Annotated in this window: 19 protein-coding genes; 14 read left to right on the forward strand and 5 right to left on the reverse strand. The window is 58.6% G+C overall.

All coding sequences use genetic code 11. The annotated features are described in order from the left end of the window. Positions 1-14: 14 nt before the first annotated feature. Positions 15-1,052: an alpha/beta hydrolase family protein gene (locus BK670_RS12465; RefSeq protein ID WP_123450017.1), complete on the reverse strand. Its 1,038-nt coding sequence runs from the start codon at positions 1,050-1,052 to the stop codon at positions 15-17. Positions 1,053-1,288: 236 nt separating this feature from the next. Next, complete coding sequence (locus BK670_RS12470; protein WP_123450018.1) at positions 1,289-1,900, reverse strand: FMN-dependent NADH-azoreductase; 612 nt, start codon at positions 1,898-1,900, stop codon at positions 1,289-1,291. A gap of 128 nt (positions 1,901-2,028) precedes the next feature. Between BK670_RS12470 and BK670_RS12475 the strand changes: the two genes are divergently transcribed. Together BK670_RS12475 and BK670_RS12480 are read left to right on the forward strand one after the other, a co-directional pair. Then, positions 2,029-2,937: a LysR substrate-binding domain-containing protein gene (locus tag BK670_RS12475; protein ID WP_123450019.1), complete on the forward strand. Its 909-nt coding sequence runs from the start codon at positions 2,029-2,031 to the stop codon at positions 2,935-2,937. Beyond that, positions 2,934-3,293: an MmcQ/YjbR family DNA-binding protein gene (locus tag BK670_RS12480; RefSeq protein ID WP_123450020.1), complete on the forward strand. Its 360-nt coding sequence runs from the start codon at positions 2,934-2,936 to the stop codon at positions 3,291-3,293. Before BK670_RS12475 ends, BK670_RS12480 begins: the two co-directional genes overlap by 4 nt. Before the next feature lie 118 nt (positions 3,294-3,411). On the opposite strand, the gene BK670_RS12485 is transcribed toward BK670_RS12480, so the two are convergent. After that, a complete protein-coding gene (locus BK670_RS12485) occupies positions 3,412-3,843 on the reverse strand; it encodes a DUF1294 domain-containing protein (protein ID WP_123450021.1) in 432 nt (143 codons plus the stop codon). Further along, complete coding sequence (locus BK670_RS12490; RefSeq protein WP_123450022.1) at positions 3,840-4,670, reverse strand: undecaprenyl-diphosphate phosphatase; 831 nt, start codon at positions 4,668-4,670, stop codon at positions 3,840-3,842. The genes BK670_RS12485 and BK670_RS12490 overlap by 4 nt, the downstream gene beginning before the upstream one ends. Positions 4,671-4,973: 303 nt before the next feature. Between BK670_RS12490 and BK670_RS12495 the strand changes: the two genes are divergently transcribed. The 9 genes from BK670_RS12495 to BK670_RS12535 all read left to right on the forward strand — a co-directional run bounded on the left by BK670_RS12495 (position 4,974) and on the right by BK670_RS12535 (position 13,286). Then, on the forward strand, positions 4,974-6,608 hold the full coding sequence (locus BK670_RS12495) for a methyl-accepting chemotaxis protein (protein ID WP_123450023.1): 1,635 nt from the start codon (positions 4,974-4,976) through the stop codon (positions 6,606-6,608). Positions 6,609-6,849: 241 nt separating this feature from the next. After that, on the forward strand, positions 6,850-7,413 hold the full coding sequence (gene pnuC / locus BK670_RS12500; RefSeq protein ID WP_123450024.1) for a nicotinamide riboside transporter PnuC: 564 nt from the start codon (positions 6,850-6,852) through the stop codon (positions 7,411-7,413). Continuing rightward, complete coding sequence (locus tag BK670_RS12505) at positions 7,410-7,934, forward strand: AAA family ATPase (RefSeq protein WP_123450025.1); 525 nt, start codon at positions 7,410-7,412, stop codon at positions 7,932-7,934. The genes pnuC and BK670_RS12505 overlap by 4 nt, the downstream gene beginning before the upstream one ends. Positions 7,935-8,290: 356 nt before the next feature. Continuing rightward, positions 8,291-8,740: a hypothetical protein gene (locus BK670_RS12510; protein WP_123450026.1), complete on the forward strand. Its 450-nt coding sequence runs from the start codon at positions 8,291-8,293 to the stop codon at positions 8,738-8,740. A gap of 1 nt (position 8,741) precedes the next feature. Continuing rightward, the gene (locus BK670_RS12515; protein WP_123450027.1) at positions 8,742-9,317 is read left to right on the forward strand and encodes an adhesin; all 576 of its coding nucleotides are present in this window, start codon (positions 8,742-8,744) and stop codon (positions 9,315-9,317) included. A gap of 73 nt (positions 9,318-9,390) precedes the next feature. Next, positions 9,391-10,398 carry a heme utilization protein gene (locus tag BK670_RS12520; RefSeq protein WP_123450028.1) on the forward strand — a complete coding sequence of 336 codons (1,008 nt, stop codon included), beginning with the start codon at positions 9,391-9,393 and terminating at the stop codon, positions 10,396-10,398. 63 nt (positions 10,399-10,461) lie between these two features. After that, positions 10,462-11,142: a C39 family peptidase gene (locus BK670_RS12525; protein WP_123450029.1), complete on the forward strand. Its 681-nt coding sequence runs from the start codon at positions 10,462-10,464 to the stop codon at positions 11,140-11,142. A gap of 44 nt (positions 11,143-11,186) precedes the next feature. Next, complete coding sequence (locus tag BK670_RS12530; RefSeq protein ID WP_123450030.1) at positions 11,187-11,933, forward strand: hypothetical protein; 747 nt, start codon at positions 11,187-11,189, stop codon at positions 11,931-11,933. 45 nt (positions 11,934-11,978) lie between these two features. Continuing rightward, positions 11,979-13,286: a transporter gene (locus BK670_RS12535; protein ID WP_123450031.1), complete on the forward strand. Its 1,308-nt coding sequence runs from the start codon at positions 11,979-11,981 to the stop codon at positions 13,284-13,286. Between the two features lie 105 nt (positions 13,287-13,391). Here the strand turns inward: BK670_RS12535 and BK670_RS12540 are convergent, their stop codons facing one another. Further along, positions 13,392-14,717 (reverse strand): sigma-54 dependent transcriptional regulator, encoded by a 1,326-nt coding sequence (locus BK670_RS12540; protein WP_123450032.1) that lies wholly within the window; start codon positions 14,715-14,717, stop codon positions 13,392-13,394. Positions 14,718-15,070: 353 nt separating this feature from the next. Between BK670_RS12540 and BK670_RS12545 the strand changes: the two genes are divergently transcribed. The 3 genes from BK670_RS12545 (at position 15,071) to nhaB (ending at position 18,494) form a co-directional block, all read left to right on the forward strand. After that, positions 15,071-15,337, forward strand: a complete 267-nt coding sequence (locus tag BK670_RS12545; protein ID WP_123450033.1) for a hypothetical protein — start codon at positions 15,071-15,073, stop codon at positions 15,335-15,337. Positions 15,338-15,616: 279 nt separating this feature from the next. Further along, positions 15,617-16,918 carry a delta-60 repeat domain-containing protein gene (locus tag BK670_RS12550; RefSeq protein WP_123450034.1) on the forward strand — a complete coding sequence of 434 codons (1,302 nt, stop codon included), beginning with the start codon at positions 15,617-15,619 and terminating at the stop codon, positions 16,916-16,918. Between the two features lie 73 nt (positions 16,919-16,991). Next, on the forward strand, positions 16,992-18,494 hold the full coding sequence (gene nhaB / locus BK670_RS12555; protein ID WP_123450035.1) for a sodium/proton antiporter NhaB: 1,503 nt from the start codon (positions 16,992-16,994) through the stop codon (positions 18,492-18,494). Positions 18,495-18,604: the final 110 nt, after the last annotated feature.

Raw genomic sequence — 18,604 nt, forward strand, 5'->3', positions numbered from 1 at the left:
CTGCGATCTTTTGATCATTGATCTGCGGTTTGCATGCCGGCCCGGGTCGGTTTACCCAAGGTGTGGGAGAAGAACCGTCCAGCCTCTGAGATGAGGTTGCGATGGATATCTTCGCGATCCACACCATCAGCATCGGTACACAGCGCCGGCATGGCGCGAATCTGCTCTTCGTTGCACGGCGCCATGAACACGAAGTGCCCTGCCCCGGCCAGTAATTTGAAGTCTGGCGCCGTCGGCAGTTTGCGCGCCAGCGCGGCCGCATTCTTGTCGAACGCCACCAATTTGTCGCCATCGCCGCTGTAGAGCAGCACCGGCACATGCACATCGGCCAAGGTGTGACGGCCAAATTTCAGGCTCAGCGGCGCCATCAACAGCAAAGCATGCACGCGCGGATCGGCCACCGGTTGAAGGTCATCCCGATCAACGATCAACTCACCTTGCGTGTTGCAGGCATCACGATCGTCCGGGCGCTCTTGGCAATAACGACGCAGGCGATCCAGATCCGGTTGCGCCCCGGACAGAATCAACGCCGTCTCACCGCCCGCGGAATAACCGATCACCCCGACCTGATCGGCGTTGACGTACGGCGCCAGCATGCGGTCGCCCAGGGTCGCGGTGATGGCCTCGGAAATCTGGATCGGCCGCCCGTAGAGGTTGCTCAGGGTGCCGAGTCGGCTGTGGTCTTTGGAGTTGTCGCCGGGGTGAATCACCGCCACCACGACAAAGCCTTTGCGTGCCAGCGAGGTCGCGAGGTCGTGCAGCGCCAGTGGCGTGCCGGTGTTGCCGTGGGACAGCATCAGCATCGGAAAACGGCCGATGGCGACTTTGGTGTCTTCGCCGGCCTCGACCGAATAACCCTCGAGCAGGCTCAGGTGTTCACGGTCGCTGGAAGGATAAAAGGCGATGGCGCGCATCGGTTGCAGGTCGAGCGGATCGAGAAACGTCATCTCGTGATAGCCGACGCTCCAGACCGGGTGTCGCCCAGGCGCGGCATGCACTGTGTCAAGGCTGCCGAGCAGGCAAATCAGTAACGTTGCACAAAGACGCATCATGGGATGCCCCACCCTGTTGTTACTCAATCGAAAGTTCCATTGCGTTGCGGGCCTGAAACCCCGGGGATTCGGTGTTCCGGTACGACAATGCACTCAGACGCTGATTGTGTGACTGCATAACCCGGGCCAGATTATGTAACAGCTAGAAACAAAAAACTCCGTATTCGCCCCTTGCGGAACCAGAATACAAAGTTTTTTGGGGGTTACCTGAACATCAGCTGTTCTTTACGCAAGCCTTACGCGGCGGCGAACAGTTGCTCGCTGATCTTCGCTTGTGCAGCGGTCAGCGCGTTGTTGCGCACTTCTTCGCCATACGCCAGGCCTTCGGCACGGACGATTTCGATGTCGGTGATGCCAAGGAAGCCCAGCACCAGCTTCAGGTACTCTTCGTGAGCGATGCCGCTGGCTTGGCCGGCGTGGATGCCGCCGGACGTGGAGACGATCACCACTTTCTTGCCGCCGCACAGGCCTTCAGGGCCGGCTTCGGTGTAACGGAAGGTTTGACCGGCAACAGCAACGCGGTCGATCCACGCCTTGAGCTGGGTTGGAACAGTGAAGTTGTACATCGGAGCGGCGATCACCACGGAGTCGGCAGCGATGAACTCGGCCAGGGTCGAAGCGCTCAGTTCGGCTTCGTGCTGTTGTGCGGCGTTACGCAGTTCAGCGGTGGTGCCGGCGGCAACCAGGGTGGTCGACGAGAAGTGGCTGATGGCGTCGGCGGCCAGATCGCGGTAAGTCACCACGGCGCTTGGCTCGGCGGCCTGCCAGGCTTTGACGACTTCACTGCTCAACTGACGGGAAGCCGAGTTGTCGCCCAAAATGCTCGAATCGATATGCAGCAGTTTCATGTGGAATCTCCTGGAAGGAATCGCCGGTGGCGACGGAATGGAGACAATCCTACGCAAGAAACCAATGGATGATTAGCCGCCTGAAATGCGATAGTTTGTCCCACTGATAGAACAGTCGGATATCCCTGATGCAAGACCTCAACGATCTCTACTATTTCGCCAAAGTCGTCGAGGCCGGCGGTTTTGCCGCAGCCGGGCGATTGCTCGGGATTCCCAAGTCCCGGCTGTCACGGCGCATTGCCGAACTCGAAGAACGCCTCGGCGCGCGTTTGCTGCAACGGACCACCCGACAACTCAATCTCACCGCGGTTGGCGAACGTTACTTGCGTCACTGTCAGGCGATGTTGCTGGAAGCGGAAATGGCCGATGAGGCGGTGGCGAGCATGTCCAGTGAGCCGCGCGGTCGGCTGCGCGTCTCCTGCCCTACAGGTCTGGCCCGGGAAATGTTGCCGTGGGTCATTAGTGACTTCCTCGGCAAATTCCCTCAGGTGCAACTGGAAGTCGTCCTGCTCAATCGCCGGGTCGATCTGGTCGGCGAAGGCTTTGATGTGGCGCTGCGCGTACGTGAACACGGTGACGAGGATCCGCTGCTGGTGACCCGGCGTTTGCGTCAGGCGCAGATGGTGGTGGTGGCCAGCCCGGCGTTTTTACAGGGCAAGACGATCAACCATCCGCAAGACCTGAAGCATCTACCGGTGCTGGGCGCGCTGGAGGCGGATCGTATGGTGCATGTGCGCCTGCTCGATCAGCAAGGCCACAGTTTCGAACTGAACATGGAGGCTCGCCTGGGCATCGACGATTTTGTCGTGCGCAAGGCCTGCGTCCTCGCCGGTCAGGGGTTTACCCTGTTGCCGATGATGTATTGCGAAGCGGAGCTGGAAAGCGGCACCCTGGTGCAGATGTTGCCAGAGTGGTCACTGCCCGGTGGCTGGCTGCAAGCGGTGTATCCGCATCGGCGCGGGGTGATGCCGGCGGTACGCGCGTGGATCGATCATCTGGTCGAATCGTTCAATGCCTGTGGGGAGCGGTTGTTATGAGCAAGGGAAAGATGAGCGAAGCCGACGTGGCGGCGTTCTGCCTGGCATTGCCGGGTGCTCGGGAAGATTACAAGTGGGGCGGCGTGCGGGTGTTTTCGATTGCCGGCAACAAGATGTTTGCCTTGCAGGGACTGCGCGGTGACTCGCTGGCGTTAAAGGTTGATAAAGATCTTTTTCTCGGCCATTGCGACCGTCCCGGCATTCATCCGGCGCCGTATCTGGCGCGGGCGCAGTGGATCATCATGCACCCGCCCTACCCGTTGGGAGCTGAGGAATTGCAAGGGTTGCTGCAGCGCTCGCATCAACTGGTGGTGAGCAAGTTGCCGAAGAAAACCCAAATCGGTTTATTGCTCTAACCCCAATCCCCCTGTGTAGGAGCTGCCGAAGGCTGCGATCTTTTGACTTTGATCTTTTAAAAGCAAGATCAAAAGATCGCAGCCTTCAGCAGCTCCTACATAGGGAATTGCGGTGTGTTCAAAACAGCGTCAGCAGGTTCGAGCCGAGAAACAACTGGTCGATCCAGAACACCTGATGCAGCAGCACAATCACCCAGAACAGAATCTGAAACGACACCTTGCGCGTCTTGTGCCTGAACACCTGTTGGGCAATCAACGCACCCGGCCAGCCGCCCGCCAGTTCCACGGCATGCAGGATGTTCTCCGGCGTGCGCCAGGCATCAGCGCGCGCCTTGCGCTTGTCCGCCCAGTACATGAAGAACGCCAACACACTGACCACGCCGTAGACCGTCAGCGGCACCAACGAGATCCCGTGCAGCCACATCGACACTGAGCCGAACAACGGCAGCGCGCAGACGATCAGCAGAACCAGCAGTTTCAGCTTCAGATGCTGGATGTTGTTGCCACCCGAAGGTCGTCCTTCAGGTCGGCGTGCGCGGGAATCACTCATGGCCTGGCCGCCGCCCAGTCAACCCAGCCAAACTGCCACGTCGCCAGAATCAGCAGACCAAAGACGATCCGATACCAGGCGAACGCCGCATAGCTGTGGCTGGCGATGAACTTGAGCAAGCCGCGCACGGCGATCATCGCGAAGATGAACGCGGTGATAAAACCGATGGCAAACACCGGGAAGTCCGCCGGCACAAACAGATGGCGGTACTTGTACCCCGAGTAGACCGCCGCACCGACCATGGTCGGCATCGCAAGGAAGAAGGAAAACTCGGTGGCGGTCTTGCGCGACAGGCCGAACAGCAACCCGCCAATGATTGTTGAGCCGGAACGCGAAGTGCCGGGGATCATCGCCAGACACTGGGCGAAACCGACCTTCAAGGCGTCCTTCCAGGTGATCTCGTCGACCGTTTCGGCGTGCACTTCATGCTGACGCTTTTCCGCCCACAGCATAATGATACCGCCCACCACCAACGCGGTCGCGACGGTAATCGGGTTGAACAGGTATTCGTGGATCAGGTCGGCAAAGATCACCCCCAGCACCACGGCGGGCAGGAACGCGATCAGCAGGTTGGCGGTGAAACGCCGTGCGCTCGGCTGGGTCGGCAAGCCGATGACCACGTCGAGAATCTTGCGCCGAAATTCCCAGACCACCGCGAGGATCGCGCCGAGCTGGATGATGATGTTGAACGCCATGGCCCGTTCGCCGCCGAAGTCGAGCAAGTCGGCAACAATGATCTGGTGTCCGGTACTGGAAATGGGCAAAAACTCCGTCAGCCCTTCTACAACTCCTAGTATCAGTGCCTGCAAGGCGGTCCAAAGATCCATCAATCCCCCAAAGAGCGATGCGCGTGGGCATGCTCCGATAGTATTTTTCTAGCGTTCACTGCGATCAGCGTAGCTGCAAATGGCTGTACCGATTCCGCGCACAGGATCCACACGAAACGGTCAAAATTCCGTGAAATATCAATTTGGATTCAGGTTTTCACGCGCGGGGCCGAAATCCTAACAGACAAGCCTTAATAACGCCGCCGCGTTATACGACTTGGGTCGCGTATGCCTGCTCACGAAATCGTGATTGGATGCTGGCGGTCGTTTATTACAAGAACAAGAATCCGGAGTGACAGCGTTATGAACAGCTTGCGCAGTGTGTCGATCAGCCGACGCTTGTGGCTCATCTTGATTGTGGCGGTGGTCATGTTGCTGACCTTGGGCGTGTTAATGCTCAAGCAGATCCAAGACGATCTCTATCACGCCAAGGCCCAGAAAACCCAACACGTGGTGCAGACCGCCAGCGGCCTGCTGAGCTATTACCACGACCTCGAAACCGCCGGCACCCTGACCAAAGACGCCGCACAGAAACAAGCGCTGACGGCGATTCGTGGCCTGCGCTACGACCAGAGCGATTATTTCTGGATCAACGACCTCACGCCCGTGATGGTCATGCACCCGACCAACCCGAAACTGGAAGGCCAGAACCTCTCGGCGATCCGCGACCCGGACGGCTTTGCGGTGTTCAACGAAATGGTCGCCATCGCCAAGTCCAAGGGCGCCGGCATGGTCGATTATCGCTGGCCGAAACCGGGTGCCAGTGAGCCGGTGGCCAAGACCTCCTACGTCAAACTGTTCGAACCGTGGGGTTGGGTGCTCGGCTCCGGCGTGTACGTTGACGACGTGCAGGCAGAATTCCGGGCTCAAGTGATCAAGGCTACGGTCATCGGCTTGGCGATTGCCGTGATCATGGCGCTGCTGGTGATCCTCATCGCGCGCAGCATCGTCCGCCCGTTGCAGGAAACCGTGAACGCCATGGCCAACATTGCCAGTGGCGAAAGCGACCTGACCCGCAGCCTCGATACCCACGGCAAGGATGAAGTCACTGAACTGGCGCATCACTTCAACGCCTTTACTGCCAAGCTGCGGCGGGTCATCGGTGATTTGCAGGTGTCGGCCAGTGCGCTGGGCCAGTCGTCCAGCGAGCTGGGCAACGACGCCTCGCAAGCGCAGCAACGCAGCCAGCAGCAATCGCAGCAGATGGAACTGGTGGCTACCGCGATCAACGAGGTGACCTATGGCGTCCAGGACGTGGCGAAAAACGCCGAACACGCCGCCGCGGAAATGCGCGATGCCGAGGCGCAGGCGCAACAGGGCCAGATCAACATCGACGGCAGCTTGCAGCAGATCGACAAGCTGTCCGGCACTATTGATCAAGCGGTTGAAGTGATCCGCACCCTCGCCGCCGAAAGCACACAGATCGGCAGCGTACTCGAAGTGATTCGCTCGATTGCCGAACAGACCAACCTGCTCGCGCTTAATGCCGCGATCGAAGCGGCGCGCGCCGGTGAGCAAGGTCGCGGGTTTGCCGTGGTGGCGGATGAAGTACGCTTGCTGGCACAGCGTACGCAGAAGTCGACGGCGGAAATCCAGTCGATGATCGAACGCCTGCAGAACCATTCCGAAGCCGCTGTGAAGGTAATCGGCGACAGCAGCAAGGCGTCGCAGTTGACCATCGAACAAGCCGGGTTGGCCGGTGCGAGTCTGAATGCCATTGGCCAGGCGCTGCGTAATCTCAATGGTCTGAATGCGTCGATTGCCAGCGCTACGCTGCAGCAGGCGCATGTGGTTGAGGACATCAATCAGAACGTCACCCAGGCGGCCGGCCTCTCGCACAGCACAGCGATCGCTGCCGAACAGTCGAGCGCGGCCAGCCTGAAACTTGGCCAGTTGAGTGAACAACTCAACGCCCTCCTGCGCCAGTTCCGCGTCTAAACGCTGACACCGAAAAACTGTGGCGAGGGCGCTTCTCCCGCTGGGGTGCGAAGCGCCCCTACCCGGCCTGATGCGGTTCCGCTGACAGACCGCATTAGCCGAACGTGCGACGACTTCGTCGCCGAGCGGGAGCAAGCTCCCTCGCCACAGGTCATTCCCTGCAGAAAGTACATGCACTAACGCCTTCGCGATGTCTCTGGGTACAATCCGCCCCCTTCTTTCACTCCCCCAAGGAACCCCCATGTCCGGGCTTGAACTGTTTGCCGCCGCGCTCGGCGTGATCGCCGTCTGGCTGACGGTCAAACAGAATCCGTGGTGCTGGCCGATCGGTCTGGTCATGGTGCTGCTTTACAGCTGGATCTTCTTTGAAGTGAAGCTGTACTCGGACATGTTGCTGCAAGTGATCTACGCCGCCCTGCAAGTCTATGGCTGGTGGCAATGGACCCGCGCCGGGACGATGCATGACGGCCGTGAGGTCACGCGTCTCGATCAACGCTCTATCCTGATCGGCCTCGGCGTTGGCGCGGTCGGCAGCCTGCTGCTCGGCGCCGCCATGGCCCACTGGACGGACGCCGCGCAACCGTGGCTGGATGCGGCGCTCACCGGTTTCAGTCTGGTCGCGCAGCTGTGGATGGCGCAGAAACGCCTGCAATGCTGGGCACTGTGGTTCGTGCTCGATGTGATCTTTGTCGGACTGTTCATCTATAAGGGGCTGTACCTCACCGCTGCGCTGTACGGTCTGTTTACCCTGCTGGCGATTCAAGGCTTTCGTGAATGGCGCGCTGACCCGGCGCTGCGCACATGAAGGTCGTGGTCCTGACCGGCCCCGAATCCACCGGCAAGAGCTGGCTGGCGGCGGGCCTGCAACAGCGCTTCGGCGGGGTGCGCGTGGATGAATACGTGCGTCGTTTCATAGAACTCAATCCCCGTGACACCTGCCTGGCCGACATCCCTGACATCGCTCAGGGCCAATTGCAATGGGAAGATCAGGCGCGGGCGCAGCAGCCGTCGCTGCTGATTCTCGATACTCATTTGCTGAGCAACATCCTGTGGAGCCAGACATTGTTCGGCGATTGCCCGGACTGGCTCGAGCCCGAGTTGCTGGCGCGGCATTACGACCTGCATCTTTTACTTTCGCCAGAGCAGATCGACTGGACCGATGACGGTCAGCGCTGCCAACCGGAGCTGGACGAGCGACTGGCGTTTTACCGGGCCACGCAAGACTGGCTGGAAAACCACCACCAACACTTTCAGGTCATCCAGGGCAATTGGGCCGAACGCCAGTTGCGCGCATTTGCCGCCGTCGAGCAACTGCTGGCCGAGTGACCCGCTCAATGGGTCAGCTTCCCCGACGTTTTCCCCTGTTTTGGGGGCAAAGTGTCCATTCCTGAAACACTCGTCCGAGTGCAAAGGTGCCGTTTCAGCACGATTCACGGATTCGTCATCGCAGTTGTTACGCAACTGAAACACCATCGCGCAAACCCTTGTTCCAGAGCTTTATTCAGCCAATAGACAGGTCAGCGCGACCGTGCGTGTTTCAACCGTGAAACAGGTGGTGTATCAGCCCTGCGGATTTATTTCTTAACCCATTGAAAATCAGAAAGATTTCAAAAGCGGCACAGCTTTCGCTCTCTCCTTCACAACGCTGACTAGGGCCAGCCCACTGAAGAAGGAATGTAGCCGTGGGGAATATCCAGAAAGGTTTGACCTGCCTTCTGCTGATCGGATCAGCCGCCAGCACTTTGGTCAGTTTCAATGTGCAGGCAGAAGGCAATGGCGTGATCGTTCTCAATCGCGATGTTCAGCCCATTCCCATCGGTCGCAGCGGCGGCAAAGACCCCTACCCAACCACCGTCAATGCCAACCCTTCGGGTCGCATCAATCAGGCGATGACCAGCACCGAACTCAATGACGGTGAATTCGCCAGTGTGGCCAGCGGCGCGACCATCAGAGGCAACATCGCCACACCCGGCTCCAGTCTGCCCGGCATGAACGTTCTGACCAACCCCAATGGCCTGCCAGGCATGGGTGCCGGCCACGGCGGTGGTAGCGGCGGCACGATCTCCAACACTGTTAACCGCGCGATGGGTGCAGGCCTCGCCCCGCTGACCCGCATGGCTGGAGGCCAATAAGATGAATCGCACCCTTCTGCTGCTTGCTCTCTTCGGCTGTGCGAATGCCATGGCGGCCGACCCCAACTCAGTGAACAACGCGAACATTCAGGACACTGGTATCCAGTACCGCGGCAACTACAACGTCAACCAGGCCGCTGGCGACCAGATGCAGCAGACCAACGCCAAAGCGATCGCCATTGGTACTTCGGCCAGCGCCACCACGATTGTCCGTCAACACATCGACACGCCCGGCAATCCGTCGACAAACGCCAGTGCAACCATCGGCGGCAACTCTTTCAGTAATGGCAACGGGATTCTGGGCGTGAACCAGGGTGCCGGGGCCAACAACCAGATGGCCAACGTCACGCGCGTCAGCATCAGTGCTGCCCCGCAGAGCGTTGACGACAGTGCCCTTTCGCAACAGAACGTGGCGCTTTTACCGAGCTCAGGAGCAACTGGTACCTCACCCGGCAGTCGCCAGGTCACGACAAGTGATCAGGCCTTCACCGGCAGCCGCGGGGTAATCCAGGTGAACCAGAGTGCCGGGGTGGGGAACCGAATGGCTAACACCCTGAGCATCCGGGTCGCTGACTGACCCAAACAACAAAAGCAGTGCAATTAGAAAGTACCAACACTTAACCAACTAATAAGCACGATGGAGAAACACCATGAAACCTACAATGGCTCTCAAACCACTGGTTTTCGCACTTGCAGCAGTGATGGCAATCGCAGCACAGGCAGGCGGTCGTAATGACGATCATGGTAACGGGCACGGCAATGGTCATGGCAACCATGAACCAAAAGGCCCTACCCTGGAACAACTTCTGCAAATCGGCGCCGGCGCTGGTGCTGCCGTACTGGACACGCAGAACAGCGATGGCAACCTGGTTGGCAACCAAGGCACCAAAAATGATGCCTCCGTTCGCGACTCCGCCAACGGCACCAACGGCAACGTCGGCATGAACAACACCGCCGGCGATGGCAACCAACAAGACAACGCCGCTGCACTGGCAACTGCCGACGAAAGCTTCATCTTCGGCAGTGCCGTGTCCGTTTCCAGCGCGACTCAGGTCAACAACAACAACGCGGTTGCCAACTACTCGACAACCAACAATGCCAACCTCAACAACGTGGGTAACGGTGGTTCCGGCAACATCGGTGTGAACAACAGTGCCGGCAACTTTAACCAACAGAAAAACAACCTGGCCATTGCTGTGTCCGGTGGTCGTGTAGCTAACGCTGCTGCCGCTGCCAACCAAAGCTCCACTGGGTTGACTGTGTCCAACAACGGCACTCAAACCTACAAAACCGATACTCTGAGAGGCACCTTCACCGCTGCCGGCGCATTCGTGGCAGCTGGCAAAGCGACCATCGAAGGCGACAACGGCCATGGTGGTGGCGGTTATGGCGACAACGACCGTGGTCATGGCGGCAACGGCGGCAGCAAAGATCAGAAAGCGACCTTTGAAGCTGTCGGCATCTTCGGTCTCGCCGGTGTAACCACGCAACAAGTGCTGACCCCAGACGGCTGGAAAAACCCTGTGACCAACAACGCAAACATCTCCAACGTTGGTAACAACTTCTCCGGCAACGCTGGTTACAACAACGCCGCCGGTGTTGGTAACCAACAAAGCAACTCGCTGTCCATCGCTGCAGGTTGCAAAGCCTGCATGTAATCGCGATCGAAACGAAAGCCCCGGAAACGGGGCTTTTCCTCAGTCCGCAAAGGCGTATCGATCATGCGTAAGACTGCCCTTTTCGCTCTGCTTTGCCTGTCCGGCCTGACCCAGGCTGCCCAGATGCCAGTCGCTGCCCTCCCAGGCGGCGTACTCGTCTACAAGAACGTGCAAAGCATTCGTGAGCGTAAGTTTGCCGACATCGTCGAACAGAAAACCGATTTCAGCTGCGGCGCTGCCGCACTGGCAACGGTGTTACGCCAGGCCTATTGGCTCGACGTCGATGAGGAGCACATCATCAAAGGCATGCTGGTCAACGCAGACCAGGACCTTGTTCGTACTCAAGGGTTTTCCATGCTGGACATGAAGCGCTACATAGAAAGCATCGGCATGCGCGCCAGGGGTTACAAGATTCCGCCGGAAAAACTCGATGCTGTAACCATCCCGGTGGTGGTACTGATGGAAATTCGCGGCTACAAGCATTTCGTCGTGCTGCAGCGCTCGGACAAGGATTGGGTTTACATCGGAGACCCGGTGCTCGGCCATAAACGCTACAAACATGATGACTTTGTCAAAGGTTGGAACGGCATCGTTTTCGCCATCGTCGGTCCCGGATATGACAAGGCCAACGCCTTGCGTAGCCCTCCTGTACCGCTGACCGCCAAAAACAAGCTGGATGGCTTCAACCCTGTCAAAGATGCTGAATTGATGGACTTCGGGTTCATACAGAGCGACTTCTTTTAATCGCCGATTATAAAGAATGGGGCTGGATGTCCCGGGAGCAGCAGATGAAAACCTCATACTGGCTGGCCGCCGCCTGCCTGGCAGCGAGCGCGTCAGGCTATGCCAATGCAGGATTCAAACCTATCGAGATACAGGACAAAGAGTTGTCCGAACTACGTGGTCGTTACGTCATGCCGGGGCGGATTATCAGCTTCGGCATTGTCATGAGCAGTACCTGGCGCAACGCCAGTGGCGATCTGATCGGGGCTTCGACCTCGATGCAACTTCAGGCTGCAACGGTAAAACCTGAATTCTATGTGCAAACGATCAAGGAGCATGGCAACGGCAGCACCCTCGCGACGGGTACCGGCACGATCACCGGTGGCGCCGGCCTCAACAGCAGCCAGGGCGTCACGCAGAGCGTACGTGCCGCTGGCGACAGCAATACCGCCTACAACAACGTCGCCATCAATGTCAAAGAAGCCAATCAGGCGCCAGCACTGGTTCCCGCCCAAGGGCAGGCGCTGATGGCCGGCCAGACAATCGGCGGCAGCAATGCCGCGGGTAGCGTGGCCGTTTCGGCCAACGGTGGCGGCGTACAGATGGCCATTCAGGCCGCCGGCAATCAGGGCACCGCCCTGCAACAAGTCGCTCAGGGTGGCTTGCTGCAGAACACCCGTTTGCTCGGCAGTGCCAACGTGGTCAATAACATGACGCAACTCAACGTCGTTCTGAACAATAACGGCATGAGTGCCGGCGCACTGGATTGCAACCTGACTCAACTCAGGGCACTACGCACTATTGGATATTGAACTACGCTGAGTCTCGATCATTGGGCTTAAAGGGACGGCTTATTCATGTATCGATCAGTATCACTGCGTGCCGCTGTTTGCTTGAGCACTCTTCTACCTGCAGCGATGCTGCAAGCGGCACCGGACGCCGACGTAGAAGTCCTGAAACAAGAGCTTCTGGAGCTGAAGCAACGTTACGAAGTACAACAAAAGGCCCTGGCGGTACTCGAACAACGGGTTCGCCAGGTCGAAGATCAACCGGCGGCGCCGCAACCGAAACGGTTGGCCAAGTCGCCGTCGGACATGAAAGGCAATCCAAAAGTGGCCACCGGTACCGGGGCCGCAGCAGCATCGGGGGGCGCAGCCGGAGGCAGTGGGGCTTCTTACGGTCAATCGCTGGCAGATGACTCACAACCGGCACAGAGTGTGTCCAACCTGTACGACGAGGCCAGTGGCTTCTTCGGCGGTGGCAAATTCAGCGTCGAAACCGGTATCACCTACTCGCGCTACGACACCCGTCAGTTGATCCTCAACGGCTTCCTGGCACTCGACTCGATCTTTCTTGGCAACATCAACCTTGACCGGATCAAGGCCGACACCTGGACCCTTGACCTCACGGGGCGCTACAACTTCGACAACCGTTGGCAGTTCGACCTGAACGTGCCGGTGGTCTACCGCAGTTCGACTTATCAGTCGGGCGGCGGTAACGGCGGTGCGTCCAATGTCACCACAGAACAGGACGTCGATCGCGACCCAACCATTGGTGACGTCAACTTCGGCATCGCCTACAAGTTCCTCGACGAGTCGGTCAATACGCCGGATGCGGTCGTCACCTTGCGGGTCAAGGCGCCAACCGGCAAGGATCCGTTCGGGATCAAACTGCGCCAGACCGACGCCAACTCCAACCTGTTCGTGCCGGACACTCTGCCGACGGGCAACGGCGTCTGGTCGGTCACCCCGGGTATCTCGCTGGTCAAGACGTTCGACCCGGCCGTGCTGTTCGGCAGCTTGTCCTACACCCACAACCTAGAGGAGTCGTTTGACGACATCAGCTCGACGGTCAACCAGAAAAATCCGGGCAAGGTAAAGATCGGCGACAGCTTCCAGATCGGCGCTGGTATCGCGTTTGCACTGAACGAGAAGATGAGTATGTCGTTCTCGATGTCTGACCTGGTACAGCGCAAAAGCAAGCTGAAACAGGATGGCGGGGATTGGCAATCGGTGGTGTCGAGTGACGCCAACGCCGGTTACTTCAACGTCGGCATGACCATTGCGGCCACCGACAACCTGACCATTGTTCCGAACCTGTCGATCGGTCTGACCGACGATGCCCCGGACTTTTCCTTCAGCCTGAAATTCCCGTATTACTTCTAGGCAGAAGCAAAAGCAAAAGATCGCAGCCTTCGGCAGCTCCCGCATCGGGTTTGTGTAACCCCTGTAGGCGCTGCCGAAGGTTGCGATCTTTTGATCTTCAGGTATCTAGCGAATCTGGTGCTTATGCAGCAAGCGATAAAACGTCGGCCGTGACACGCCCAGTACTTTGGCCGCAACGCTGAGGTTATCGCTGTGCCGGTTCAATACATCGCACAGCGCCTGGCGTTCGGCGCGGGTCTTGTAATCTTCCAGCGTACCCATGGGCGTGGCGATCGAATGCTGGCTGATCAGCCCCAGATCTCGGGCCTCGATCTGCCGCCCTTCGGCCAACACCAACCCACGGCGCACACGGTTGGCCAGTTCGCGGACGTTACCCGGCCAGTCGTGTTTGCCCATGGCAATCAGCGCATCCTCACTGAAACTGCGCGGGCGTCGCCCGGTTTCGTGGCTGTAGAAGTGGGAAAAGTGGTTGGCCAGCATCGAGAGATCACCATGGCGTTCACGCAACGGCGCGGTGACCACTTGCAATACATTGAGCCGGTAATACAGATCTTCGCGAAAACGCTTCTTCTCGATAGCCGCCTCAAGGTCGACGTGGGTCGCCGCCAGTACGCGCACATCCACCGGGATCGGCTGGCTGCCACCGACGCGTTCGATGTGTTTTTCCTGCAGGAAGCGCAGCAGGTTGGCCTGCAGTTCCAGCGGCAAATCACCGATTTCATCGAGAAACAGCGTGCCGCCATTGGCCGCTTCAATGCGCCCGACCTTGCGCTGGTGCGCGCCGGTAAACGCGCCCTTCTCGTGGCCGAACAGCTCGGATTGAATCAGATGCTCGGGAATCGCTCCGCAGTTGATCGCCACAAACGGTTTGCTGTGACGCTGGGATTGCCGATGCAGCGTGCGCGCGACCAGTTCTTTACCGGTGCCGCTTTCGCCGCGAATCAGCACTGGCGATTCGGTGGGCGCCAGTTTGCTGAGCAATTTGCGCAGCTCGCGAATCGGTTTGCTGTCACCGAGCAGTTCATGTTCAGGCTGATCCACGTGAATCGTGCCTTGCCCGCGCAAACGCGCCATGCCGAATGCCCGGCCGAGAGTGACCTGCACCCGCGATACGTCGAACGGCAAGGTGTGGAAATCGAAAAACCATTCACAGACGAAGTCACCGACATTTTGTAAACGCAGGACTTCCTGATTGAGAACAGCGATCCATTCAGTGCCGCTGCGGCTGATCAGTTCCTTGACGGCTTCCGGGCGTTCGAGGTGAAACGGCTGTAATCGCAACAAGCCGACATCACAACTGCGGTCGGCGGCGTTTTCCAGGGTGCAACTGTCAACATCCCAACCTATGGCGCGTAATCCGGGCAATAAGCGGTGGCAGTCGTCGCACGGATCGACCACCAATAAACGTCGTAACGCTGGCGCTTCGCTCATGACTGTTCCTTGGCGCCAAATTATTAGAAATGATTGTAAAAACAGTCATTTGGCAGACCCGACTGTAACATTAGCAAGATTTTGACAGCGCCTTGTATCGATTGCTTATAGGTGTACAAGCAAACGCGTTATAAGAACTCAAGTTGTTAGTGAGCTATCGAATAATTAGCGCCTCAACCTTTCAGTGAGCTTTCAAAAACTGTGCAAAAAACAATGCCATGAAAGAAAGTTGAAATTTCTTTGTTTCATGTGTGACCTGCCTGCCGGTTCGGTGCATCAGTACAAGTACCAGCCGCACGGTAAGCCCAACCGACGGCACATCACTTGATTGGGCATGACAGAGAGAAAAACCCATGACCGCCCCGCTCCGTATCAACGAAGCTCTTTTGATTGCCAACCACGCGTTCAAACCTTTCCAGTGCGTGGCCTGGGCACCACAAGACGGCAATGGCGAACTGAGCCTGACCGTGGTCGACCGGACCAATTCGCACATCGGTCGGCAAAAGATTCCAAGCAGCGCCTACTCCGATCCGGCGCAACTCGAGCAACTGCTGCAGCAGGCGCGTGCTGAACTCAGCAAAGAAGGTTACAGCCTGCAATCGTGGTCGATGCCACACTAACAGCCGGGCCATGCGGATGACGCTCAGGTCATCCGCCCTCTTCTGTTAGTTGTTTTCTTTTCAACTTCTCGTACTTCTGTACAACTAGTGGCGACGGTTCCGGGCTTAATGCTTGGCCGGCTTGCTATTGGTTCAAAAAGACACTGTTCTGGCACAGTGCGACCCTCCACCTGTTAGTTCTCACCGTTGTACTTCTCCCGGTTCAGGGATTGAATGTTTCGCTCATGCAGTTACCCGTCCGGTTTCCGGTACAAGGTCAACTCGCAAGGAGAAGCGTGCATGTCCACTCTGAACACTTTTGCGCGGCCGATGGCATCGACGTCTTCATTGAGTCGAGCCGGTCAACTCGACAGAACATTTGCTGCCACTGGCGTCGCTCAAGTGTATTTCGCTGGCAGTGCGTCCAGCCTGACCGAGGACATCGCCCTTGATTCGCAGGGGCGGATTCTGGTTGCTGCGAAGGTCGGCGTCGCCGCCGGCAGCCGTTTCGGCCTGGCGCGGATCCTTGCCGATGGCTCGGCCGATCTGACCTTCGGTGAGCAAGGCAGTGTGATCGACACCTTTGCCCTGGGTTTTGAAGCCACAGCCGGCAAAGTCCAGACACTTCCCGACGGGCGCATCCTGCTCGCCGGCCTGCATTATGAAAACGCTCATCGCACCTTGCCGGCACTGGCCATGTTCAACGCACAGGGTAAACCGGACCTGAGTTTCGGTGACAATGGCCGTCAGGTGGTGCGCCTGCCCGGGGACTTGTCCATGGGCAGCCGGGATGCCTGGCTGCCGCCGGGCGTTCCGGGCGCCGAAGCCTGCGATTTTGTGGTCCAGGACAACGGCCATATTCTGCTGATCGCCAATCACCACTTCGAACTCGCCGACCATGCCGGCATGCTGATCCGCCTCATGCCCGACGGCAGCCTCGATGAAACCTTCAACGGTCGCGGCTTCGTGATGATTCGCCACTTGCTGCTCAATACCTGGCTCAGCAGCCTGCTGTTGCAGAAGGATGGGCGAATTGTGGTGGCCGGCTCTATCGACTTTCCGCAGGAAGGTTTGCTGGCGCGCTACTTGCCCGACGGCCGCCTAGACGAGCGTTTTGCCGTTGACGGTTTCATGGCGTTCAAGGCTCACGACCAAAGCGCTCAGGTCAGTCAGGTCCTTGAATCGGCGGACTCACTGCACTGTTTCGGCAGCAGCCGCGATCCGATCCGTTGCATGGCGTACAGCCTGCACACCAATGGCCGGCCGGACCTGCACAACCATGGCGGCCATCCCCAGTTGCTCGAAATCGGCCCCAGCGGCTGCCAATGGAGCGCCGCTCAACCCATGGCGGACGGCCGCATTGTCGCGGTCGGTGCAACCATTGGCGGATTCGAAGCGGATTTCATTGTTGCCCGTTACCTGAGTGACGGCGGCCTGGATCACAGCTTCGGCGACGGCAAAGGCTGGTTGCGCACGCGTCTGGGGCGCAGCCTCGACACGGCCAACTCGCTGGCCGTGCAACCGGACAATGCCATCCTCGTCGGCGGTTATTCATTGGATGGCAACTACCGGGCCATGGTGGCGCGTTACCTGAACCATTGAAAAACACGCACTGTACTTGATCTTCCGTAACGCATCCGGCAAGTTTCGCGCTTCTTAATAAAAGGAGCAGACGATGTCCGGTTCAATTGCCCAAGCGTTCGCGCAAAATTTTCTCGGGCACTCGCCACGCTGGTACAAGGCGACCATCGTCGGTTTCCTCATCCTCAATGCAGTCGTGCTGTTCAGCGTCGGGCCGGTCGCGGCCGGCTGGTTGCTGGTGATCGAATTCATCTTCACCCTGGCAATGGCGCTCAAGTGCTATCCGCTGATGCCCGGCGGCTTGCTGCTGATCGAAGCGCTGTTGCTGAAGATGACCACCCCACAAGCGCTTTACGATGAGTTGGTGCACAACTTCCCGGTGATCCTGCTGCTGATGTTCATGGTAGCGGGCATCTATTTCATGAAGGACCTGCTGCTGTTTCTGTTCTCGCGCCTGCTGTTGGGCGTGCGGTCAAAAGCGATACTGGCCTTGATGTTCTGCTTTCTTTCCGCGTTCCTGTCGGCGTTTCTCGATGCCTTGACGGTGACCGCAGTGATCATCAGTGCGGCGGTCGGGTTCTATTCCGTTTATCACCGTGTCGCCTCGGGCAACGATCCGCGCCAGGACAGCGAGTTTGCTGACGACCGCAACCTGCCGAAACTGCATCACGACGACCTGGAACAATTCCGCGCGTTCTTGCGCAGCTTGCTGATGCACGGCGCGGTCGGTACGGCGTTGGGCGGTGTCTGCACATTGGTGGGCGAACCGCAGAACCTGTTGATCGGCCACGAAATGGGCTGGCACTTCGGCGAGTTCTTCCAGAAAGTCGCACCCGTGTCGATGCCGGTGCTGGCAGCGGGTCTGGTCACCTGCGTGTTGCTGGAGAAGCTGCGCTGGTTCGGCTACGGCACGCTGCTGCCGGACAATGTTCGTGCCGTGCTGGCCAACTACGCCGCTGAAGACAACGCCGAACGCACGGCGCGCCAACGCGCAGCCCTGCTGGTGCAAGGCGCGGCAGCACTGATCCTGATCGGCTGCCTGGCTTTTCACATCGCCGAAGTCGGTCTGATCGGCTTGATGGTGATTGTGTTGATCACCGCGTTTACCGGCATCACCGATGAGCATCGTCTGGGCAGCGCGTTCAAGGACGCCATGCCGTTCACGGCGTTGCTGGTGGTGTTTTTTGCGGTGGTCGCTGTGATTCACGATCAACAGCTGTTCGCGCCGTTGATCGAGTGGGTACTGGCCCTGCCGGTCGAGCAACAACCGGGCATGCTGTTTATTGCCAACGGTTTGTTGTCGGCAATCAGTGACAACGTGTTTGTCGCGACGATCTACATCACCGAAGTGAAACAGGCATTCCTCGCCGGCCACATGAGCCGCGAGCATTTCGAGACGTTGGCCATCGCGATCAACACCGGCACCAACCTGCCAAGCGTGGCGACGCCGAATGGCCAGGCCGCGTTCCTGTTCCTGCTGACCTCGGCGATTGCGCCGCTGGTGCGCCTGTCGTACGGGCGCATGGTGTGGATGGCGCTGCCGTACACCTTCGTGATGGGTTTGCTGGGCTGGTATGCCGTGAGCTATTGGCTCTAACCAACACTGAATAAACCTGTGGGAGCGAGCCTGCTCGCGAAGAGGGAGTGTCAGACAACGGATTCGTTGAATGACACACCGCTTTCGCGAGCAGGCTCGCTCCCACATTG

Source organism: Pseudomonas fluorescens (assembly GCF_003732425.1).
Taxonomy (GTDB): Bacteria; Pseudomonadota; Gammaproteobacteria; order Pseudomonadales; family Pseudomonadaceae; genus Aquipseudomonas; species Aquipseudomonas fluorescens_BE.